13 protein-coding genes are annotated in these 17,395 nt (G+C 55.0%); 2 read left to right on the top strand and 11 right to left on the bottom strand.

The window, feature by feature from the left end; all coding sequences use genetic code 11:
* Positions 1–216: 216 nt before the first annotated feature.
* Positions 217–972 carry a DeoR/GlpR family DNA-binding transcription regulator gene (locus MITSMUL_RS08265; RefSeq protein ID WP_005841700.1) on the top strand — a complete coding sequence of 252 codons (756 nt, stop codon included), beginning with the start codon at positions 217–219 and terminating at the stop codon, positions 970–972.
* Between the two features lie 69 nt (positions 973–1,041).
* On the opposite strand, the gene MITSMUL_RS08260 is transcribed toward MITSMUL_RS08265, so the two are convergent.
* The 6 genes from MITSMUL_RS08260 to MITSMUL_RS08235 all read right to left on the bottom strand — a co-directional run bounded on the left by MITSMUL_RS08260 (position 1,042) and on the right by MITSMUL_RS08235 (position 8,270).
* The gene (locus MITSMUL_RS08260) at positions 1,042–1,359 is read right to left on the bottom strand and encodes an L-rhamnose mutarotase (protein WP_005841698.1); all 318 of its coding nucleotides are present in this window, start codon (positions 1,357–1,359) and stop codon (positions 1,042–1,044) included.
* Positions 1,360–1,375: 16 nt separating this feature from the next.
* Positions 1,376–2,659, bottom strand: a complete 1,284-nt coding sequence (locus MITSMUL_RS08255; RefSeq protein ID WP_005841697.1) for an MFS transporter — start codon at positions 2,657–2,659, stop codon at positions 1,376–1,378.
* 41 nt (positions 2,660–2,700) lie between these two features.
* Positions 2,701–3,519 (bottom strand): rhamnulose-1-phosphate aldolase, encoded by an 819-nt coding sequence (rhaD, locus tag MITSMUL_RS08250; RefSeq protein ID WP_005841696.1) that lies wholly within the window; start codon positions 3,517–3,519, stop codon positions 2,701–2,703.
* A gap of 21 nt (positions 3,520–3,540) precedes the next feature.
* Positions 3,541–4,776: an L-rhamnose isomerase gene (locus tag MITSMUL_RS08245; RefSeq protein WP_040636075.1), complete on the bottom strand. Its 1,236-nt coding sequence runs from the start codon at positions 4,774–4,776 to the stop codon at positions 3,541–3,543.
* A gap of 59 nt (positions 4,777–4,835) precedes the next feature.
* The gene (rhaB, locus tag MITSMUL_RS08240; protein WP_005841694.1) at positions 4,836–6,254 is read right to left on the bottom strand and encodes a rhamnulokinase; all 1,419 of its coding nucleotides are present in this window, start codon (positions 6,252–6,254) and stop codon (positions 4,836–4,838) included.
* Between the two features lie 306 nt (positions 6,255–6,560).
* Positions 6,561–8,270 (bottom strand): ABC transporter ATP-binding protein/permease, encoded by a 1,710-nt coding sequence (locus tag MITSMUL_RS08235; protein WP_005841692.1) that lies wholly within the window; start codon positions 8,268–8,270, stop codon positions 6,561–6,563.
* 159 nt (positions 8,271–8,429) lie between these two features.
* On the opposite strand from MITSMUL_RS08235, the gene MITSMUL_RS08230 reads away from it, so the two are divergent.
* Positions 8,430–9,128: a hypothetical protein gene (locus MITSMUL_RS08230; protein WP_005841690.1), complete on the top strand. Its 699-nt coding sequence runs from the start codon at positions 8,430–8,432 to the stop codon at positions 9,126–9,128.
* A gap of 47 nt (positions 9,129–9,175) precedes the next feature.
* Here the strand turns inward: MITSMUL_RS08230 and MITSMUL_RS08225 are convergent, their stop codons facing one another.
* The 5 genes from MITSMUL_RS08225 to MITSMUL_RS08205 form a co-directional block, all read right to left on the bottom strand.
* Positions 9,176–9,889: a GntR family transcriptional regulator gene (locus tag MITSMUL_RS08225; RefSeq protein ID WP_005841689.1), complete on the bottom strand. Its 714-nt coding sequence runs from the start codon at positions 9,887–9,889 to the stop codon at positions 9,176–9,178.
* Positions 9,890–10,025: 136 nt separating this feature from the next.
* Positions 10,026–10,904 carry an ROK family protein gene (locus MITSMUL_RS08220; protein WP_040636073.1) on the bottom strand — a complete coding sequence of 293 codons (879 nt, stop codon included), beginning with the start codon at positions 10,902–10,904 and terminating at the stop codon, positions 10,026–10,028.
* A gap of 165 nt (positions 10,905–11,069) precedes the next feature.
* The gene (locus tag MITSMUL_RS08215; protein ID WP_147653031.1) at positions 11,070–12,023 is read right to left on the bottom strand and encodes a type I phosphomannose isomerase catalytic subunit; all 954 of its coding nucleotides are present in this window, start codon (positions 12,021–12,023) and stop codon (positions 11,070–11,072) included.
* A gap of 197 nt (positions 12,024–12,220) precedes the next feature.
* Positions 12,221–16,003 (bottom strand): two-partner secretion domain-containing protein, encoded by a 3,783-nt coding sequence (locus MITSMUL_RS08210; protein WP_005841682.1) that lies wholly within the window; start codon positions 16,001–16,003, stop codon positions 12,221–12,223.
* 15 nt (positions 16,004–16,018) lie between these two features.
* Entirely contained in the window at positions 16,019–17,368 is a 1,350-nt protein-coding gene (locus MITSMUL_RS08205) for a ShlB/FhaC/HecB family hemolysin secretion/activation protein (RefSeq protein ID WP_244944585.1), read from the bottom strand.
* Positions 17,369–17,395 lie beyond the last annotated feature (27 nt).

Raw genomic sequence — 17,395 nt, 5'->3', positions numbered from 1 at the left:
CTGCGCTTCATTTTACTGCATGCCCCCTGTAATTTTATCATTTTACTGGAAACATCTGAAAATCAGCAGGAAGTAGAAAGCAAATCACACGAAAATCCATATGTGTTTCGGTTTGATTTTATTGTATTGTCAACAAAAATATACTATAATAAAAGAAAACAAATAAAATTACAGTGTATAGGACATATTCGCCACATTCAATAAGGGGGACTTCTTATGCTGGGGCTGGAACGAAGACAAAAAATCATGGAAAAGATACGCTTAGACCGCAAGGTCTACGTCTCGGATCTTGCGCGGGCCTTCAAGGTCACCGAGGAGACGATCCGCCGCGATCTCGAGAAGCTCGAAGCTCAGGACCTCCTGCGGCGCAGCTATGGCGGGGCCATTCTCGCGGAGAGCACGAGCGAGGACCTCTCCTACAAGCGCCGCAGCACGATTAACAGTGAGATCAAGCTTGCCATCGCCGAGAAAGCCGCCCGCCTGATTCAGGATGGCGACACCATCATGATGGATTCCAGCACGACGTGCCAAGCTCTGTTGCAGCGTCTCAAGGGCCAGAAAGACATCACCATCATCACGAATTCCATCCGCCTCATGAACGACTTCATGGGCAGCGGCTTCAAGATGATCTGCACGGGCGGCACGATGCGCGAGAGCTCCTGCGCCCTGACCGGCTCGATTGCCAGCCAGACGCTCGAGAAGTACTTTGTCGACTTCGCCTTCATCAGCTGCAAGGGTATCGACCGCGAGAAAGGCATCATGGAGTCCAACGAGAGCGAGGGACGCATCAAGAGCATCATGATCCGTCAGGCCCGCAAGGCCGTGCTGCTCATCGACCACTCCAAGTTCGACAAGACCGCTTTCGTCAAATGCGACGACTTCACGCATCTCGACACCCTCGTGACAGACGAAGCCCCCTCCGAGGAATGGCAGTCCTACCTCAACGACTGCCACATCAATCTGATCTTCTGATAAAAGACAAAAGAAGCCCCGATTCTCCACGAGGAAGAATCGGGGCTTCTTCTTGATTCAAGAGGAAACTCAGGGCAGGAAGAATACCTGCTGCATCTTCGGCTGTGCACCGGTCTTGGGGTCCATCTCCATGACCATGACATCCTTCATGTATTCGTTCCACTTGTCGACGACGGGACTCTCCGCCTGGTACTTCTCAGCATAGGCAACGCCCTTCTCACATTCGAAGTAGCCAAACAGCTCATTGCCGACATTCCAGATCGTGTAATTCGAGATGCCCGCTTCCTTGAGCACCTGCTTCATCTCCGGCCAGATATTGGCATGACGGTACTTGTATTCCTCCAACTTACCTTCTTTGACCGTCGCTTTCCATGCAAAACGTTCCATCTCTTCCCTCACCCTCTCATTTCACTTCATGACCATAGCGCTCGATCTCGATCTGCTTGAGCGTCTTGCCCTCCGTCTTCGGTGCGCCAATCGTACCGACCAGCCAGCTGATGGCGGCGAATGCCACGATCAGCATCGCTGCGTAACGGAACCCGAACGACTCCATGATCATCGGGACGCTGAAGCCCCAGATAGCAGCGAGGATGCGCGTAATGAAGAACGTGAGGCCCTGCGCTGTCGCGCGGTACTTCGTCGGGAACAGTTCAGAGCACCAGAGCTGGTAGAACGCCTGCTGGCCAGAGCCGTTGTTGACACCGGCAAAGACGACAAACATGATGAGCATCCACATGCTGAGCATATCGGCTGGCAATGTCCAGACAAACCAAGCGATGACGTAGATACCGCCGATGATGCCGTAGAGCAGACGGCGACTCACACGGTCGCCGAGTTGCATGAAAATGAAGAACGTCGAGAGGAACGAGATGACGAATGAGCCTACACTCATGAGCTGCGAGACGCTGTTCGAGAGCTTGCCGACATTCTCAAAGATGTACGGCATGAAGAACCCCCATGTGCTCGCGCAGAGATTCCAGATAGTGTAGACACCGCAGAGGAACAGGACCGTCTTGAGGTTGATGCCGGACAGCAGCGTCGCATAGGAGACTTTCTCGACCTTACCTTCGCGGATCAGGCGCTCTTCCTCTTCCTTCGCTGCGCGCCAATCCTTCGACTCCGGCATCTTAAGACGCTGATACCAGACCCAGGCGGCGATGATGATCAGATGGGCGAATACGATGCGGTTGCCTAAAAGGCCATAGGTATTGAGCCAGGCCGACATCAGGAGGACCACCGCCGGTCCGAGCGCCCAGGCGAATTGGGCCGAACCGCAGTGCTTGGCCCTGTCCTTCGCGGGTGCCTCTTCGGCAATCAGCGTCCAGGAGGCAACGACATCGGCACCGACGCCGAGGCCGACGATGATGTAGCCGCCTAAGAGCATCGGGTAGTTCACACCGAAGACGATGAGCAACATGCCGACGATGTAGATCAGGAGATCGTACGTGTAAACGAATTTACGGCCATACTTATCGCAGATCCGGCCGCCAATCAGGGCACCGACTGCCGCCGAAGCGGCGTTGGAGGAAAGTGCAGCCAGAAGGCCCATCTGGAACCCGCTCATGCCGAGGTACGCCTGCCACAGAGAAAGACCTGCGGCGCCAGCGACGATGGAACCCGCGTCAATATAACTCGTCATGGCCGCAAGAATGGTCTTTTTCCAAGGAGATGGTTCCTGCATTGTCATGCTTTTTCAGTCCTTTCAAAACAATATCTACCAGCCTCACATCAATCCAAAAGATCGGTATTGAGGTCGATATGGAAATCCTTGGCCAGCTGAATGAAGCCCTCACGTGGGATGGTCTGCTTCTTGCCGCCCATCGAGAGCACCTTGACGCAGATTTCCGACGCCTTCTCGACCGTATCCATGAGGCCGAAGGCCTCGTCGAAGTCGTCGCCACAGACAAACAGGCCGTGATGCGCCCAGACGACGACGCGATACTTCTCCATGAGCTTGACCGAGGCGTCGGCAATCTCCTTGCCGCCCGGCACCATCCACGGGACAACGCCAATGCCCTCCGGGAAGATAACGGGGTCTTCCGTCGCCATCTCCCAGAGCTCGCGCGTGAACTCCTTGTCCTTGAGCGGCAGCACAAAGGTCAGCGCGATGAGGTTCGTCGGATGCGCATGGTAGATGATGCGGTTCCTGCCGTCCGTCATCTTTTTCTTGAGCTCATGCGCCGCGAGATGCGTCGGCAGTTCGCTCGTCGGGCGGCCGCCATTGACGAGGCCCCAGACAATGCCGTACTGCTCGCCCTTCTCATCGATCTTGATGAGCGCGACATTCTCCTCTGGTGCCAGCGAGACATTACGCATGTACTTGCCGCTGCCCGTGACGAGGAAGTACTCGCCCGCAAGGCCCGGCACCGTATTGCCGATTGGCTGCCACTCCTTGACCTCATGCAGCGACTCCTTGACGGCTTCGACCTCTTCTGGCTTGACGCGGTACGTCAAGTTGCCGCCATTGCGCTCATGCCAGCCCTTCTTGAACGCATCAGCTGTCAGGCGCTTGAAGCCTTCCATGAACTTAGAATCCTGGATATCCATGATGATTACCTCACTTATCTCTTATCTCTTGAACTGGACGTCTTTCTCATATTCCTTGACGATTGGGTACCACTTGCCGTCGACCGGCACCTCATTGCGCTGGCAGAACTCGGCCCAGACATCGCCGAACGGCAGCGTCTTGATCTCTTCGAGCCCCTGCAGGACCTTCGTGAAGTCGGCTGCATCCTGTGCGGCCTTGAGTTCCTTGTTCGGCGTCAGCAGGCCGTAGAGCAGAGCTTTCTGCATGTTGCGCATGCCGATGACCCAGGCAGCGAGACGGTTGATGCTGGCATCGAAGAAGTCGAGACCAATGAAGACCTTGTCAAGGGCATTGCAGCGCACGAGTTCCGTCGCGAGTTCCTTGAGCTCATCGTCGAGCTTGATGACGTGATCGCTGTCCCAACGGACCGGGCGGCTGACATGCAGCGCGAGGCTGTCATTGAAGAGCAGCATCGAGGAGATCTTGTCGGAGACGACCTCGGTCGGGTGGTAATGGCCCGTATCGAGCAGGCACATGAGGCCATTCTTCGCCGCGTAGTTCATGTAGAACTCGTGCGAGCCGACCGTGTAGGACTCAACGCCAATGCCGAAGACCTTGCCCTCGACAGCATCCGCAATGTTCTTGCGGTCGTACTTGACGGAGAGGATCTCATCGAGTGCATCCTTGAGACGGGCACGCGGTCCGATGCGGTCAGCCGGCACATCCTTCGTGCCATCCGGGATCCAGATGTTGTCGAGTGCCGTGATGCCGAGCTCTTCACCGAAGTAGTTGGCAATCTTGCGGCAAGCCTTGCCGTGCTCAATCCAGAAATCGCGGATGGCCTTATCCGGGCTCGAAAGCGTCATGTTGTCCTTGACGTTCTTGTGGCTGAAGAACGTCGGGTTGAAGTCGAGACCGATGCCCTCTTCCTTCGCGAAATCAACCCAGGCCTTGAAGTGTTTCGGCTCGATCTTGTCGCGGTCTACCTTCTCATCCGTGATGCGGTACGAAGCGTGCAGATTGAGCTTGTGCTTGCCAGGGATCAGGGTGTAGGCTTTGTGTATGTCGGCCATGAGCTCTTCCGGATTGCGGGCACGGCCCGGGTAGTTGCCCGTCGTGGCAATGCCGCCCGTCAGCGTATCCGAGTCAAAGCCCAGGACATCGTCGCCCTGCCAGCAGTGCATCGAGATGCGCACCTGCTGCAACTGCTTCAAAGCAGCTTCCACATCCACGCCAACACCTGCATACGCTTCTTTTGCTTCTTCAAATCTCGACATGAGAAAAACCTCCTGTTCATTCGTTCCATTATCTTTATTCTGAATATCGTAGATATATATCATTCACGCTCGCTGGCAATGCGCTTGACATCGAACGATTTCGCGACGACCTGGCGCGCTTCTTTGAGGTCTTCAAAGACGTGATCACGCAGCATCTGCGCCATGATGTTACCGATTGCTGTCGCCTCGATCGGGCCGGCATAGACATCCTTGCCTGTCACCTCGACAAGCAGGCGGTCGAGGAACTTATCCTGACAACCGCCGCCGACCACATGGATGGTGTCATACTTGCGGCCTGTGACCGTCTCGATCTCAGCGACCGTCTTCGCGTAGCACTTCGCCAGGCTGCGGTAGACGCAGTAGAGCAGTTCGCATTCCGTTTCCGGCTTCTCCTGCCCGGTCTGCTCGCAGTAAGCCTGCAGGGCCTTGATCATGCTCTCCGGTGCGAGGAACATATCATCATTGACATCGACCGTCGAGGTGAAGTAACGGCCGATATAGGCCAGTTCATAGAGCTCTTCGAACGTGTACTTGTGCTTGAACTCGCGGCGGATATTCTGCATCATCCACATGCCCATGATGTTTTTGAGGTAGCGGTAGCGGTGATGGTAGCCGCCTTCATTCGTGAAGTTGTGCTTGCGGCTCAGTTCCGTGCAGTCCGGGATCAGCCGCTCGATGCCCATGAGCGACCACGTCCCGGAGCTCAGGTAAATGCTGTCATCCGAATTCGTCGGCACCGCCATGACGGCCGAGCCCGTATCGTGCGTCGCGGGCAGGACCACCGTCGTCTGGAAGCCGACGCGTGCAGCCATCTCACTTGAAAGCGGTCCAACGACTGTCTTCGGCATATTGAGCTCACCGAAGATCTTCGTCGGCAGGTCCAACATCTCCATGAGCTCGAAATCCCAGTCCTGCGTCTTGGCGTTGACGAGCTGCGTCGTCGTCGCATTCGTGTACTCGTTCATCGCCACGCCCGTCAGGCGGTAGTTGAGGTATTCCGGAATCATCAGGAAGCGGTCGGCACGCGCCAAAAGCTGCGGCGCCTCCTTCTTGATGGCCATCAGCTGATAGATGGAATTGAATAGCTGCTTCTGGATGCCGTTGCGCCCGTAGAGCTCCGATTCCGAAATCACCTTGTAGACCTCTTCATCCATGCCCTTCGTGCGGCCGTCGCGATAGGCGACGGTATTGCCGAGCACATTGCCGTTGGCATCGAGCAGGACGAAGTCAACGCCCCAGGTGTCGATGCCGACACTCTCGGGGATGCGGTCGAGCTCCTTGCACTTGCGCAGGCCCTCCACGACCTCATGGAAAAGATGATCGAGATTCCAGCACAGATGGCCATTGCGCTTCTCCAGCTTATTCTCGAAGCGGTAGATCTCCTCCATGCGGATCTTCCCCTTATCCATCCAGCCGAGAATGTGGCGGCCGCTCGACGCGCCGATATCGACGGCTAGATAGTACGTTATTTCTGCCATTTTCCCATCCCTTCCGAATCCATCACATGCGTGATATCTGTAGTAAATTCTTTGTTTTTATTTGATATTCTTTGTTCTTGCAGTATTATCATAGCGCTTCACCGCACAAAAGTCAACATAAAAATCTTCTTTTTTATGTTTTATTCTGTATTTATTTGTGTTTTGTAATTAAATTGATGTTTTATTTATCTTTTGCTGTGTAAATTATTATCATTATTTATAATAAAGCAACTAAAAACAAAAAATCGGTCAAGTCGAAATGACTTGACCGATAAAGAAACGATATGATTCAACAGGTCAAAAGCATCATACCGTGACCGGACGGCACTGCCAGCTGCCGTCGCCTGTGAGGTGGAGTTCTTCTTCGTGCTGGCTAAAGAGCGTCGAGCGGTGGCCGACACTGATGATGCCGGTATGCGGCAGTTCCCTGCGCATGAGCTCGTACATCTCCTGCTCGCGCGGCTCGTCGAGAGCCGAGGTCGCCTCGTCGAGGAAGACCCAGTCCGGCTTGACGAGCAGGACGCGGGCAAAGGCCAGGCGCTGCTGCTCGCCGAGCGAGAGGATGCGGCTCCAGTCGTCGATGTCGTCGAGACGCGGAATGAAGTCCGCAAGGCCGACCTTGCGCAGGACATCCTTGAGGTTCTCCTCAGGGCCCGAAGCGCTCAGCGGGTAGTAGAGCGCGCGGCGCAGGCTGCCGAGTGGCAGGTACGGGCGCTGCGGCAGGAAGAGGATGCGGCTCTTCTCCGGGATCTCGATCTCGCCGCTGCCGTACGGCCAGATGCCCGCTAAGGTGCGCAAGAGCGTGCTCTTGCCGCAGCCGGAAGCGCCCGTGATCAAGAGGCGCTCGCCTTCTTTGATGGTCAGGTTGCAGTCCGAGAGCAGCACGCGGCCGTCGGGCAGCTTGACATCGAAGTCGCGCACGACGAGGGCATCGTCAGCGGCCTTTTCGCGCACGACCTCGCTCTTGATGTCGGACGCACCCTCCATATGGGCCGTGAAGCCCGAGAGACGGCGGATAACTGCAGCGAGCTGTGCGATCGTGTCGTAGACCGAGACGAAGTACGACAGCGCATCCTGCACGCGGCCGAAGGCCGACGACGTCTGCATGAGGCCGCCGAGCGTCATGGTGCCGGCGAAGTACTGCGGCGCCGCCATGACGAGCGGCACGATGATGGCCAACTGGCCGTAGCCATTGACGTAGAAGTTCAGGATCTTCGTCCGGCGCATGAGCTGCCAGTAATTCTTGATGACCTTCGCGAAGCGCTCGGCAAAGCCAACGGACTCCGGCTGCTCACCGCGATAGAAGGCGATGCTCTCGCTGTTCTCGCGCACACGCATCATGTTGAAACGGAAATCGGCTTCGTAGCGCTGCTGATCGAAGTTGAGTCCGATGAGTTTGCGGCCGACGAAGTGGACGCCAATCGTGCCGAGCACTGAGTAGAGCAGCGAGAACCAGAACATGTAGCCGTAAATGACGAACTCATGGCCGCCGATTGGCACGGTGAAAGCACCCGAGAGATTCCAGAGTACGACGCCGAAAGCGCCGAGCGTCGTGATCTGCTTGAGGATGCCGATGAGCAGCTGCAGCGTCAGCGAGATGAACTGGTTAATGTCCTCGCTGATTCGCTGGTCCGGGTTATCCGTATCGCTGCGCAAGACCTGCAGGCGGTAGTAGACCTGGTCCTTCATCCAGCCGTCGAGATAGCGGTTCGTCATCCAGGTCCGCCATTTGATCTGGAGCATCTGGCGCAGGTAGATCGCGTAGACCGCGAGGATGATGTAGAGGAAGGCCAGCCCCGTGAACTCACCGATGAGTGGCCAGAACGACTCCGCCTGATACTGTTGCAGGGCATTGTAGAAGACGTTGTACCAGCTGTTGAGGCGGACGAGCAGGTAGACCGACGCGAAGTTCAGACCGATGACGAAGGCCAAGAGCCCCCTCGCCTTCCACTTCTCTTCTGAATTCCAGTATCCGCGGAACAGATGCCAGAAATTTTTCCAAAACTTTTGTTTCAAACTATCACATCCTTAATGAATGACCTCAATGACCTCAGTATAGCGCGTTCCCCCGTCCCCTGCAAGACTGCGCCATTGTCTTTCCAGCACGCATTTGCTAGAATAGCATTATATATGAGATAGTATAAGATCAAAACATGAATTTCCGGAGGTGGGAACATGCTCATCTACATAGGGGCGGCCGTCGCAGTCGTGCTGCTCGCCCTGCTCTACCGCTACATCCCAAGCCGCAAGGTCTTCTTCGCCTTCTTCCTCGTGCTCTGCGCGGCCAGCGCCATCGTCTTCTTCCTCTGGCCCGCACCGCACCGCAATAGCGATGCGGTCGTCAGCCAGGAAGTCCGCGAAGAACGCCAGCAGCAGCAGCAGGTCTTCGCCGTCTGGTATACAGACTACCAGAAAGACCTCGAGGACCTCGACCGCAACTGGCAGCGCTACCATAAGATACTCGCGGACTTCAAAGCCGACATCATCAGCATCCAGACGGCCTACCTGCGCCTCGCGCAGCTCGAGAAGGACAGCCAGGCACTCGACACGCGCATCGCGGGGCGCACGCCGCCACTTGCGCTCAACGACTTCTGCTACGACCAGTCCATCGAGCTCGTGCGCAAGGCACATGCCTACGCTGACGCGCAGCACCGCGCGATTGCTCTGACGCGCGCGGCAGCCGACCCGGCCAACCTCAGCACCGATGACCAGGAAGAACAGAGCCACATGCTGCAGGCCGTCATGATCCGCGAATCGCCGCCCGCCCTCTTCATCGCCGATGAGATTGCGGCCATCCGCGACTACCTCGCTATCCCCGAAGAGGATACGGATGACGACGGCACCGGACAGGCTGACACATCAGCATCACAATGACGATAAACAAGAAGACCTCAGATCCATAGATCTGAGGTTTTCTTGCATCAGCGGATGCTCACGACACGAAATACCTGCTTGTCGCCGCGATGATGCGCCTTGGCATATTCGAAAGCACGCCCATCGTCGAGGAAAGCAACCTGCTCGACCTCGAGGATTGGCATCGTGCCGTGCTCGATCTGCAGCAGTTCCTCCTCCTCGGGCGTCGGCAGCAGGGCGCGGATGAAGCGATGCGCCGACTGGATCTTGAAGTGGAGCTGCTCTTCGATGTAGCGGTAGATCGACTTCTCAAGCACCTCGCGCTTGATGCCCGGGATCAGCTCAATCGGCATGTTCGTGTACTCGATGACGACCGGGCTGCCGTCCACCTGGCGCAGGCGCACGATGTCATAGACGAAATCATCCGTCGTGATGTTGAGCTTCTCCGCGACCTCCGCCGTCGGGTGGATGATGTCGAAGCGCACGACCTTCGTCGAGACCTTATGCCCCTCGAACACCTTCGAGAAGCCCGAAAACTGATTGGCCATGCTGATGTCGTGGACGTCCTCGTTCGCGAGGCTCTTGACGAAGGTACCCGAGCCGCGCCGCTTGACGACGAGGCCTTCCTTGACGAGCTGGTCGACAGCCTTCTTGATCGTGATGCGGCTGACGCCGTACTGCTCACACATCTCGCGCTCCAACGCAAGCTGTTCCCCTGCCTTATAGACACCCTCCTGAATCTGATTGCGCAACTCATTTGCTATTTCCTGGTATTTTACCATAACACATATTCCTCTACAGTAAATCATATCTTTTTCTTTTTATTATATAACATATTTATTATTTTATCAAGAAAAAGATATAAAACAGCGGCCCCTCAAAATGAGGAGCCGCTATGGGACATCCACCCCCCTAAGGTCATTTCGTCTGCAGGAAGTGGCGCACCGCACCGATGAGGTTCGCATCGTTGCCGAACTCAGCCGTGCGGACGTCGGGGCGGATTCTGGCGACCTTAACGCGCTCCAAGATCGCATCGATTGCTTCCTGGATGGCAGGAACGAAGTCCTCGCGGGCACTGATGCCGCCGCCGATGACGAAGCATTCCGGGTCGTACGAGTACTGGATGTTGTAGATGGCGCGTGCCAGAGACTCTATCATCTGCTTGACGGCCTTTGCCGCCTCCGCATCACCCTCTCCGGCCAGTGCAAAGACCTTGCGCCCATCGAGGCTGTGGTCTGGAAGACCTTTCAGTCGCTCGCAGAGACGCGCGATATTCTCTGTCGAGCCAGCGGTGCTGAGGATTGTGGCACCATCGTCGCCGACCATGTAGCCGAATTCACCGCCGTGGAGATGCGCGCCGTGGTGAACGCGGCCATCCTTGACGATGGCGCCGCCGACGCCACTGCCGATGACGAAAAACGCGACATCCTTGCAGTCCTTGGCGATGCCGATCCAAGTCTCGCCGAGCGCCGCGCAGTTCGCATCGTTCTCCATCGCGACGGGCAATCCGAGCACATCTGCCAACGCTGACTTGATGTCAAAGTCATGGATGTACGGGATAGCGCTCGAACCACCGATGACGCCACGGGCATCGTCCACTGCACCGGGCATGGAGAAGGCTGCGCCGCTGAAAGCATGCCCCTTTTCGAGCTTCGCCTTCGTCTGCCTGAGCCCCTCGTAGAATCCCTCGAGGTCAGATGGCGTCTTGAACGAGCCTTTATCCTCAACCGTTCCATCTTCCTGCATGACAGCGTACTTCACGCTGCTGCCACCGACGTCAAAAGCTAGAATTGCCATACTCAACATCCTCTCAATAAACATTTTTTCTGTTTTATCGTATTTATTATTATAATAAAGTATCTAACTAGTGTCAACTATAAAATATATCTTTTGTATTTATAACAAATTATATAAAAGACACCTTTTCACTGCGGAAAAAGTGTCCCAAAAGCGAATCCTATTTTATATCTTGCTGAGGACCAGGCGTGCCTTGCCCATCAGCGTGTAGGCACCGAGGCCAGCAGGCAGGAAAGAAGTCTCCCCCTTCTTGAAGGTCAGCTCCGCATCGCCGGCCTGCAGCTTCACGCTGCCGTCGAGCACCGTGAAGCTCTGGAACGAATCCTCACCAGCCGTCAGATGGCTCGTGCCGTCGACGTCGAGCTCGTAGACCGTGAAGTACTCGCAGGATGCGAGCAGGCGCGCGGCCGTGCCCTCGAAGATGTCGATTGTCGCATCGAGATGCGGGCGCTCCTTGACCGGCTCGAGCTTTGTGACGTCGATGGCCTTCTTGACGTGGAGCTCGCGCGGCTTGCCATCCTTGCCGACGCGGCCGTAATCGTAGACGCGGTACGTCGTATTGGAGTTCTGCTGGATCTCACAGATGATGATGCCCTTGCCGATGGCGTGCAGCGTACCCGAGGCAATGAAAAAGACGTCGCCCTTGTGGACCGGCACCTGATTGCAGACCTCGAGCAAGGTGTTATCGGCAATGCGCTGTTCGAATTCTTCTTTCGAGATGGCGTGCTTGAAGCCGTAGATCAGCGTGGCGCCCGGCTCACAGTCGACGATGTACCACATCTCCGTCTTGCCGTATTCGCCCTCGACACGCATCGCGTAGTCGTTGTCCGGATGGACCTGCACCGAGAGGTTGTCCTTGGCATCGATGAGCTTGATTAGCAGCGGGAAGTACGGGAACTTCTTCGCGTGCTCGCCGAGGACGGCAGGGCCCGCCTCATCGAGGTACGACTTGAGCGTGCGGCCCGCCTCCGGGCCATTCTCGATGATGCTCATGCCATCCTTGTGGCAGGCGAGCTCCCACGACTCCGAGACCTTCTCGAGGTCCGTCTTCTTGCCGTAATCCGTCTTGAGCTTCGTGCCGCCCCAGATGTAATCCTTGAGCGGTGCCTGTAATTTCATTGGATACAAATCCATCAGCCTCCTATGCTATTCGTCGAATCCATCTTGTTCCATTATACTGACTTGTCATATCCACGTCAATAAAGAATATATCTTTTATGAGATAAAATAAGCATTTTACGCAATTCCAGGCAAAGCGCAATCAAAAAGAGCCATGGCTATGCCATAGCTCTTTTTCTGTATTTTTTCAGTCGGGATTACTCGTTGACGACCGTGCCGTCGACCGTAACCGTAGCAGCAGCACCTTCATGCGCTGCCGGGGCGACAGTCTTGACCGTCACGTCGGGGATGACCGTCTGGGCATTGCTGTTCTGCGCAGATTCATCCTGCTTGTTCTGGGCCTCGATGCTCGACTGCTGAGTCGGCTCAAAGCTCTTGACCGTATCCTTGACGAGTGCCTGTTTCTCCTCAGCACTTGCCTGGCTGTCCTCGATGGCCTCTGCATAGCCCTTGACCTGTGCAGCCTTCTCCGCATCCGTCATCTTGCTGTCGCTGAGCTTCTCAGCCTGCTGCTTGACAGCTGCCGAGGCATTGTCCTTGTTGTCGGCAATGGCCTTCGTCATGTCCTGCTTGCCCTGCTCGATGTTCTTCTTGACATCAACGGCAGGCTTCGGGTCCGGCGTCACAATCGGCTTGTCCGGATTGGTCGGCTTCGTCGGGTCAGTCGGCTTCGTCGGGTCTGTCGGCTTCGTCGGGTCTGTCGGCTTCGTCGGGTCCGTCGGCTTCGTCGGGTCGGTTGGCTTAGTCGGGTCGGTTGGCTTCGTCGGGTCGGTTGGCTTAGTCGGGTCTGTCGGCTTCGTCGGGTCCGTCGGCTTAGTCGGCTTCGTATTATCAATCACTTCTGTTCCCGGCTTTACGACTTTATTCGCCGACTCAAATGTCGTATCTTTGCTGACTTTGACAGCCTTACCATCAGCTGTAACCGTCTTGTTCTTAAAGTCTGTCGTAACAGCTAAGCCCGTACCAACAGCTAAGAAATCCTTTGCCGAAAGGTTCGTCTTACCATCAATCGTCACATCATGGCCTGTAATACCCAAACCAGATTGACTCGTAATCTTAGAATCCTTGATGGAGACATTCATACCATCTACGGCATCATGGCGAATCGCTACCGTATCATTATTTTCATCTACCTTGACAGATTTATAACCGGAACGAGCAGCCACAGAAGCATCTCTCGCCGTAATCTCTGCCTTGTCCAGTGACACATTGCCACCAACTAGCTCCACCATATCGTTATTTGTCAGCTTCGAGTCGGTAACCGTCAAGGTATTATCCTTGGCAGCTTCCCAAGTATCATCTGAGCCGTCTTTGCTCTCATGATGATTCAGGGCATTCAACGACAAATCATTTTCTTTGTCGCTGGCATTCTGCGTCTTCAAATCAGACGCTTTGACCGTAATATTTTTGCCGTAAGCCGTGACGTTGCCCTGAGCTGTAACGGTGACGCCATCCATCTTGAGATTACCGGTATTGCTTACCTCTTTGAGGAAAACGACACTATTCTTTTCATTAAAGTCTTTTTCGCCTTCAGAATGACCATTTTCATCCTTCGTGACCAGAGTTACATTTTTGCCAGCTACCATACGAACGACACCATTTCCAACATTGTTAGCGGCGTCGGCTGTGCCCGCATCGATTTTCGTCTTCGTGAGGTCAATATTGGAGCCCGTGAGTTTGACATCCCGATTGGCATGAATGGTTGAATCGTTCACGGAAATGTTCGTCGCATCTGTGCCTTTGATGGTATCGCCATCATCTGTATAAGCACTGCCTGCAGTGATCTCAAGGTCTCCCGCCGACAGATTCGAGCCATCTGTCACATTGACCTTGCCACCGATAAGCGCAAGACCGGCATCATTCGTATCCACTGTCGTATTCGAAAGGTTGATGGTATTATCTGCCGTGCTATTAACATCATCTCCAATGCTATTGCCCGCCTGGAATGCTATCAGGTTATTGCCAGTAAGCTTGGAATCCTGAATGTCAATTGTCTTGCCATAGGCATCAACTTCGCCGAGGGCGTTCATCGTCACATTATTCAGGGAGAGATTTCCCGTATTGTTGGCAGACTCAATGCCAACCCCCTTGCCATTTTCGTCGTACAGCGTCACATTCTTGGCTGCTGCGATGCGGACGACGCCATTCGAGCCATACGTTTTATCCGTCGGCGTGCCTACTTCGAGTTTCGTATTGGCGAGGTTGATGTTGGAGCCGACAAGCGTTAAGTCCTCATTCGGATGAATTGTCGAATCGCTGACGGTAAGATTCGTCGTATCCGTACCCGCGATGGTATTGCCTTCATTCTTGTAGCTGCTGCCTGCGACGACTTCCAGATCACCGGCCGTCAAGTTCGAGCCATCCGTCACATCGACTTTGCCGCCGATGAGGGCGATGGCATCATTCGTGCTCATCGTCGTATTCTTGACGGAGATAGCGTTGGCATCCGTGTTATTCTCCAGGTATTCATCGTCATCCGTAAAGGTAAACTGCTTGCCTGCCATAAGGAAGATTCCCTTATCTTCTTTTTCTTTAGAGTTCACGTCTTTGACGCCATCAAGCGCAAGTTTTGCTCCCTGTACTGCTATGCTGGATCCCTGTACACTGATATCACCGCCGGACTCCAGGCTGCCGCCCGTGACCTTGACCGTATTGAACGAATCCGTCGTTGCTCCCTTATCATCAAAGCTCTTGAATGCATCAATATCGATATTGTTGTCCTTCTCATTCGTCTCTTTGAGCGTCTTGAGGGCCGCATTCGTCAGTTCGACCGAACCGCCCCAGAGCGCGATGTTCTCGTTCGAGGTCAGGTTGGAATCCTTGATGCTCAGTTTTGCCCCATCGGTATTCGCTATGTTCTGTGGAACGTCCTCATGATCGTTGAGAATAATATCCTTACCATTCAAGGCAGCGACTTTCATGTAAGGCATGATATTGCCTTCCGTGACTTCATCCGTCGTCTTCGTCAGCGTCAAGTCAGACTGATTGATGGCGGTCTGGCCGCCGATTACATGCATATAATCTGCTGTAGCCGTCACACCGTTGAGATCAAGATGATTGCCTTGATCGATTCCGAGCTCAACGTTTTCGGGGTTTTCATCACTCAATTTATAGCTATTCGCAGCTATGATATCCAACGAAGTGCTTGATTTTTCCAGATTCCCTGACTTGATATTCAAGGCCGTCCCCTTCATGTTGATATCATTGCCCAAGATGTAGGTATCCGTGTACTCATTATTGATATTGAATTTAGCAGCGCCGATATCAACCGTGTTTCCTTGCGCTGTCGTTACAGAAGCAATATCTGCTACATTATGGTCTGACTGCCCCAGTCTTGCTTCATTCGCTGCTGCAATGACTACGTTCGTCTTGTTTATATTGCTATCGTATGGTGCATCACTGATCGTGACATTATCTGCAATCTGGACCTTGTTGCCGAGCAGGCCGAGGAAGGGGCCTACCTGGATGTTCGCGCCGTTCTCGATGGTGATGTCCTTGCTGCCAGCTTTGCTTGTCAAATCAAGGTTCGTAAGGCCACCGTTTAGGGCACTTTTCAGCTGGTCATCGGTAGCATTCAGCGTCGACAGGATGAGGGAGCCTGCATCGATGCGCGCACTGCTACCGACGAGGATGCCGTTCGGGTTGATCAGGTAGACGTTACCATTCTTTGCGTTCAGCGTGCCGAGCAGCTTTGACATCTCAGAGCCGGTGACGTGGTTGATGACATTGAGGTAATCCTGATTGAATTTGAAATTCAGGGTCTCACCCTTGGCGATGTTGAATGCCGTCCAGTCAATCAGGGCATTGCTGTTGACGTTGATGGTGCCATTGGCAACCGTGCCATTATCGAGAATGCCCGTGACTGTGCCGTCCACGACCTTGCCGCCCGTCGGCATGGCGAAGACGCTCTGCGAAAGGGCCAGGCAGATGGCTGCGGTCAGGAAAGCTTTTCTCGATTTATGATTGAAACTCCACTTCATGTTGTTCACTCCCCCTTAGAACTGTTTCGTCAAGCTGACCTGCCATGGGCGATGGGCATGGCTCTGGTAGCTGTCGAGGTCGTCGTAGATTTTGGCATAGCTCAGCGTGCCGAACCAGCCGTTGTCCTTGTCGTAGTAGTTGTAGCCGAGGCCATAGCTGGCGAGGTTCTCGCTCGTCAGCTCGCCGTTGTAGCTGTTGTTGTTGACGAGGCGGCCGAAGTCGTTGAACAGCACGAAGCGCTGGTGCTTCGCGAATTCTGGCGTGTAGATCTCGAAGCTGCCGACGTAGCCCTTGTCGGCGCTCGCAACGCGCTCCTTGAAGCCGCGGATGCTCGTCATGCCGCCCGCACCGATCTGCTCCGTCGTCACGACGTTGTCCTTCGTGTACTGGCCGTTCATGCGCAGGCCGAAAATCCAGTCGGACGGCACGCGGTACTGGTAGTTGAAGCTGGCCTTGATCAGGTTGAACTGCTTGTCGCTGCCATAGCGGTATTCGTTGAACTTGTCCTGATTGCCGTTGATGTTGCCCGTGTAGCCGAGGCTCCAGGCGAGGAAGTCATGATTGCGGCGCAGGATGTCGACATACGATGCCGAAGCCGTCGTGACCTCGAAGTCCACACCGTCGTGCAGCAGGTTCTGGCCCGCATAGCGGTAGTCCTGTGCGTTGTTGTAGTGCTTATAGTCGAGGCCGACATCCATGAAGTTCTTGCGCGCCTGCGTGTACTTGAAGTTGTGCTGGTAGTGCGCACCGACCGTGTGGCCGCGGCCCGTCGCGCTGATGCCGAGGCCGCCGAAGTTCGCGATCTGGCCGAGGTCGACATCCGAATAGCTGTAAGTGAAGTAGGCGCTGTCACCGTGCTGCGGCAGCAGGGCGCGGTAGACGACAGCGGCCTGCTTGACGTCATCCCAATGGCCCGGCGACGTAACGTAGGCGACGCCGAGTGCATCGGCACGGCCCGTCAGGTTCGCATTCGTGTACGACGTGCTCATGCGCCAGTCGCCCGTGTAGTCATCGCCGGAGTTGTTGACGTTGACCGACACGTGCTCGGCCTTCTGCTCCTTGACGGACAGGAGCAGATGGTACGTGCCATCCGTCTGGCGCTGGAAATCCGCATCGAGCTTTGCTGCATTCGTGTCATTGACGAGTTGCAGTTCTCTGGATAATTCCGAAACATCAATCTGCGACTTGTTCAGAGACGGCACCATGCGGCGGATCATGCCCTCGCTCCAGTGCTGATTGCCCTCAATCGAGACCGAGGAGACATCCATGACAGGAGCTGCGCTGGCCGATGCCGAGAAGGCAGCGGATACCGACATCCCCAATCCCACAGCGACAGCCATCATGGCCTTTGTTCTTTGATTCATGCGAATCGCCCTTTCTTTAGGTTTCCC

The sequence above is a fragment of the Mitsuokella multacida DSM 20544 genome (assembly GCF_000155955.1).
GTDB lineage: Bacteria > Bacillota > Negativicutes > Selenomonadales > Selenomonadaceae > Mitsuokella > Mitsuokella multacida.
The sequence above is the reverse complement of the archived record's forward strand: the minus strand, read 5'-3'. Positions and strand labels throughout refer to the sequence as shown.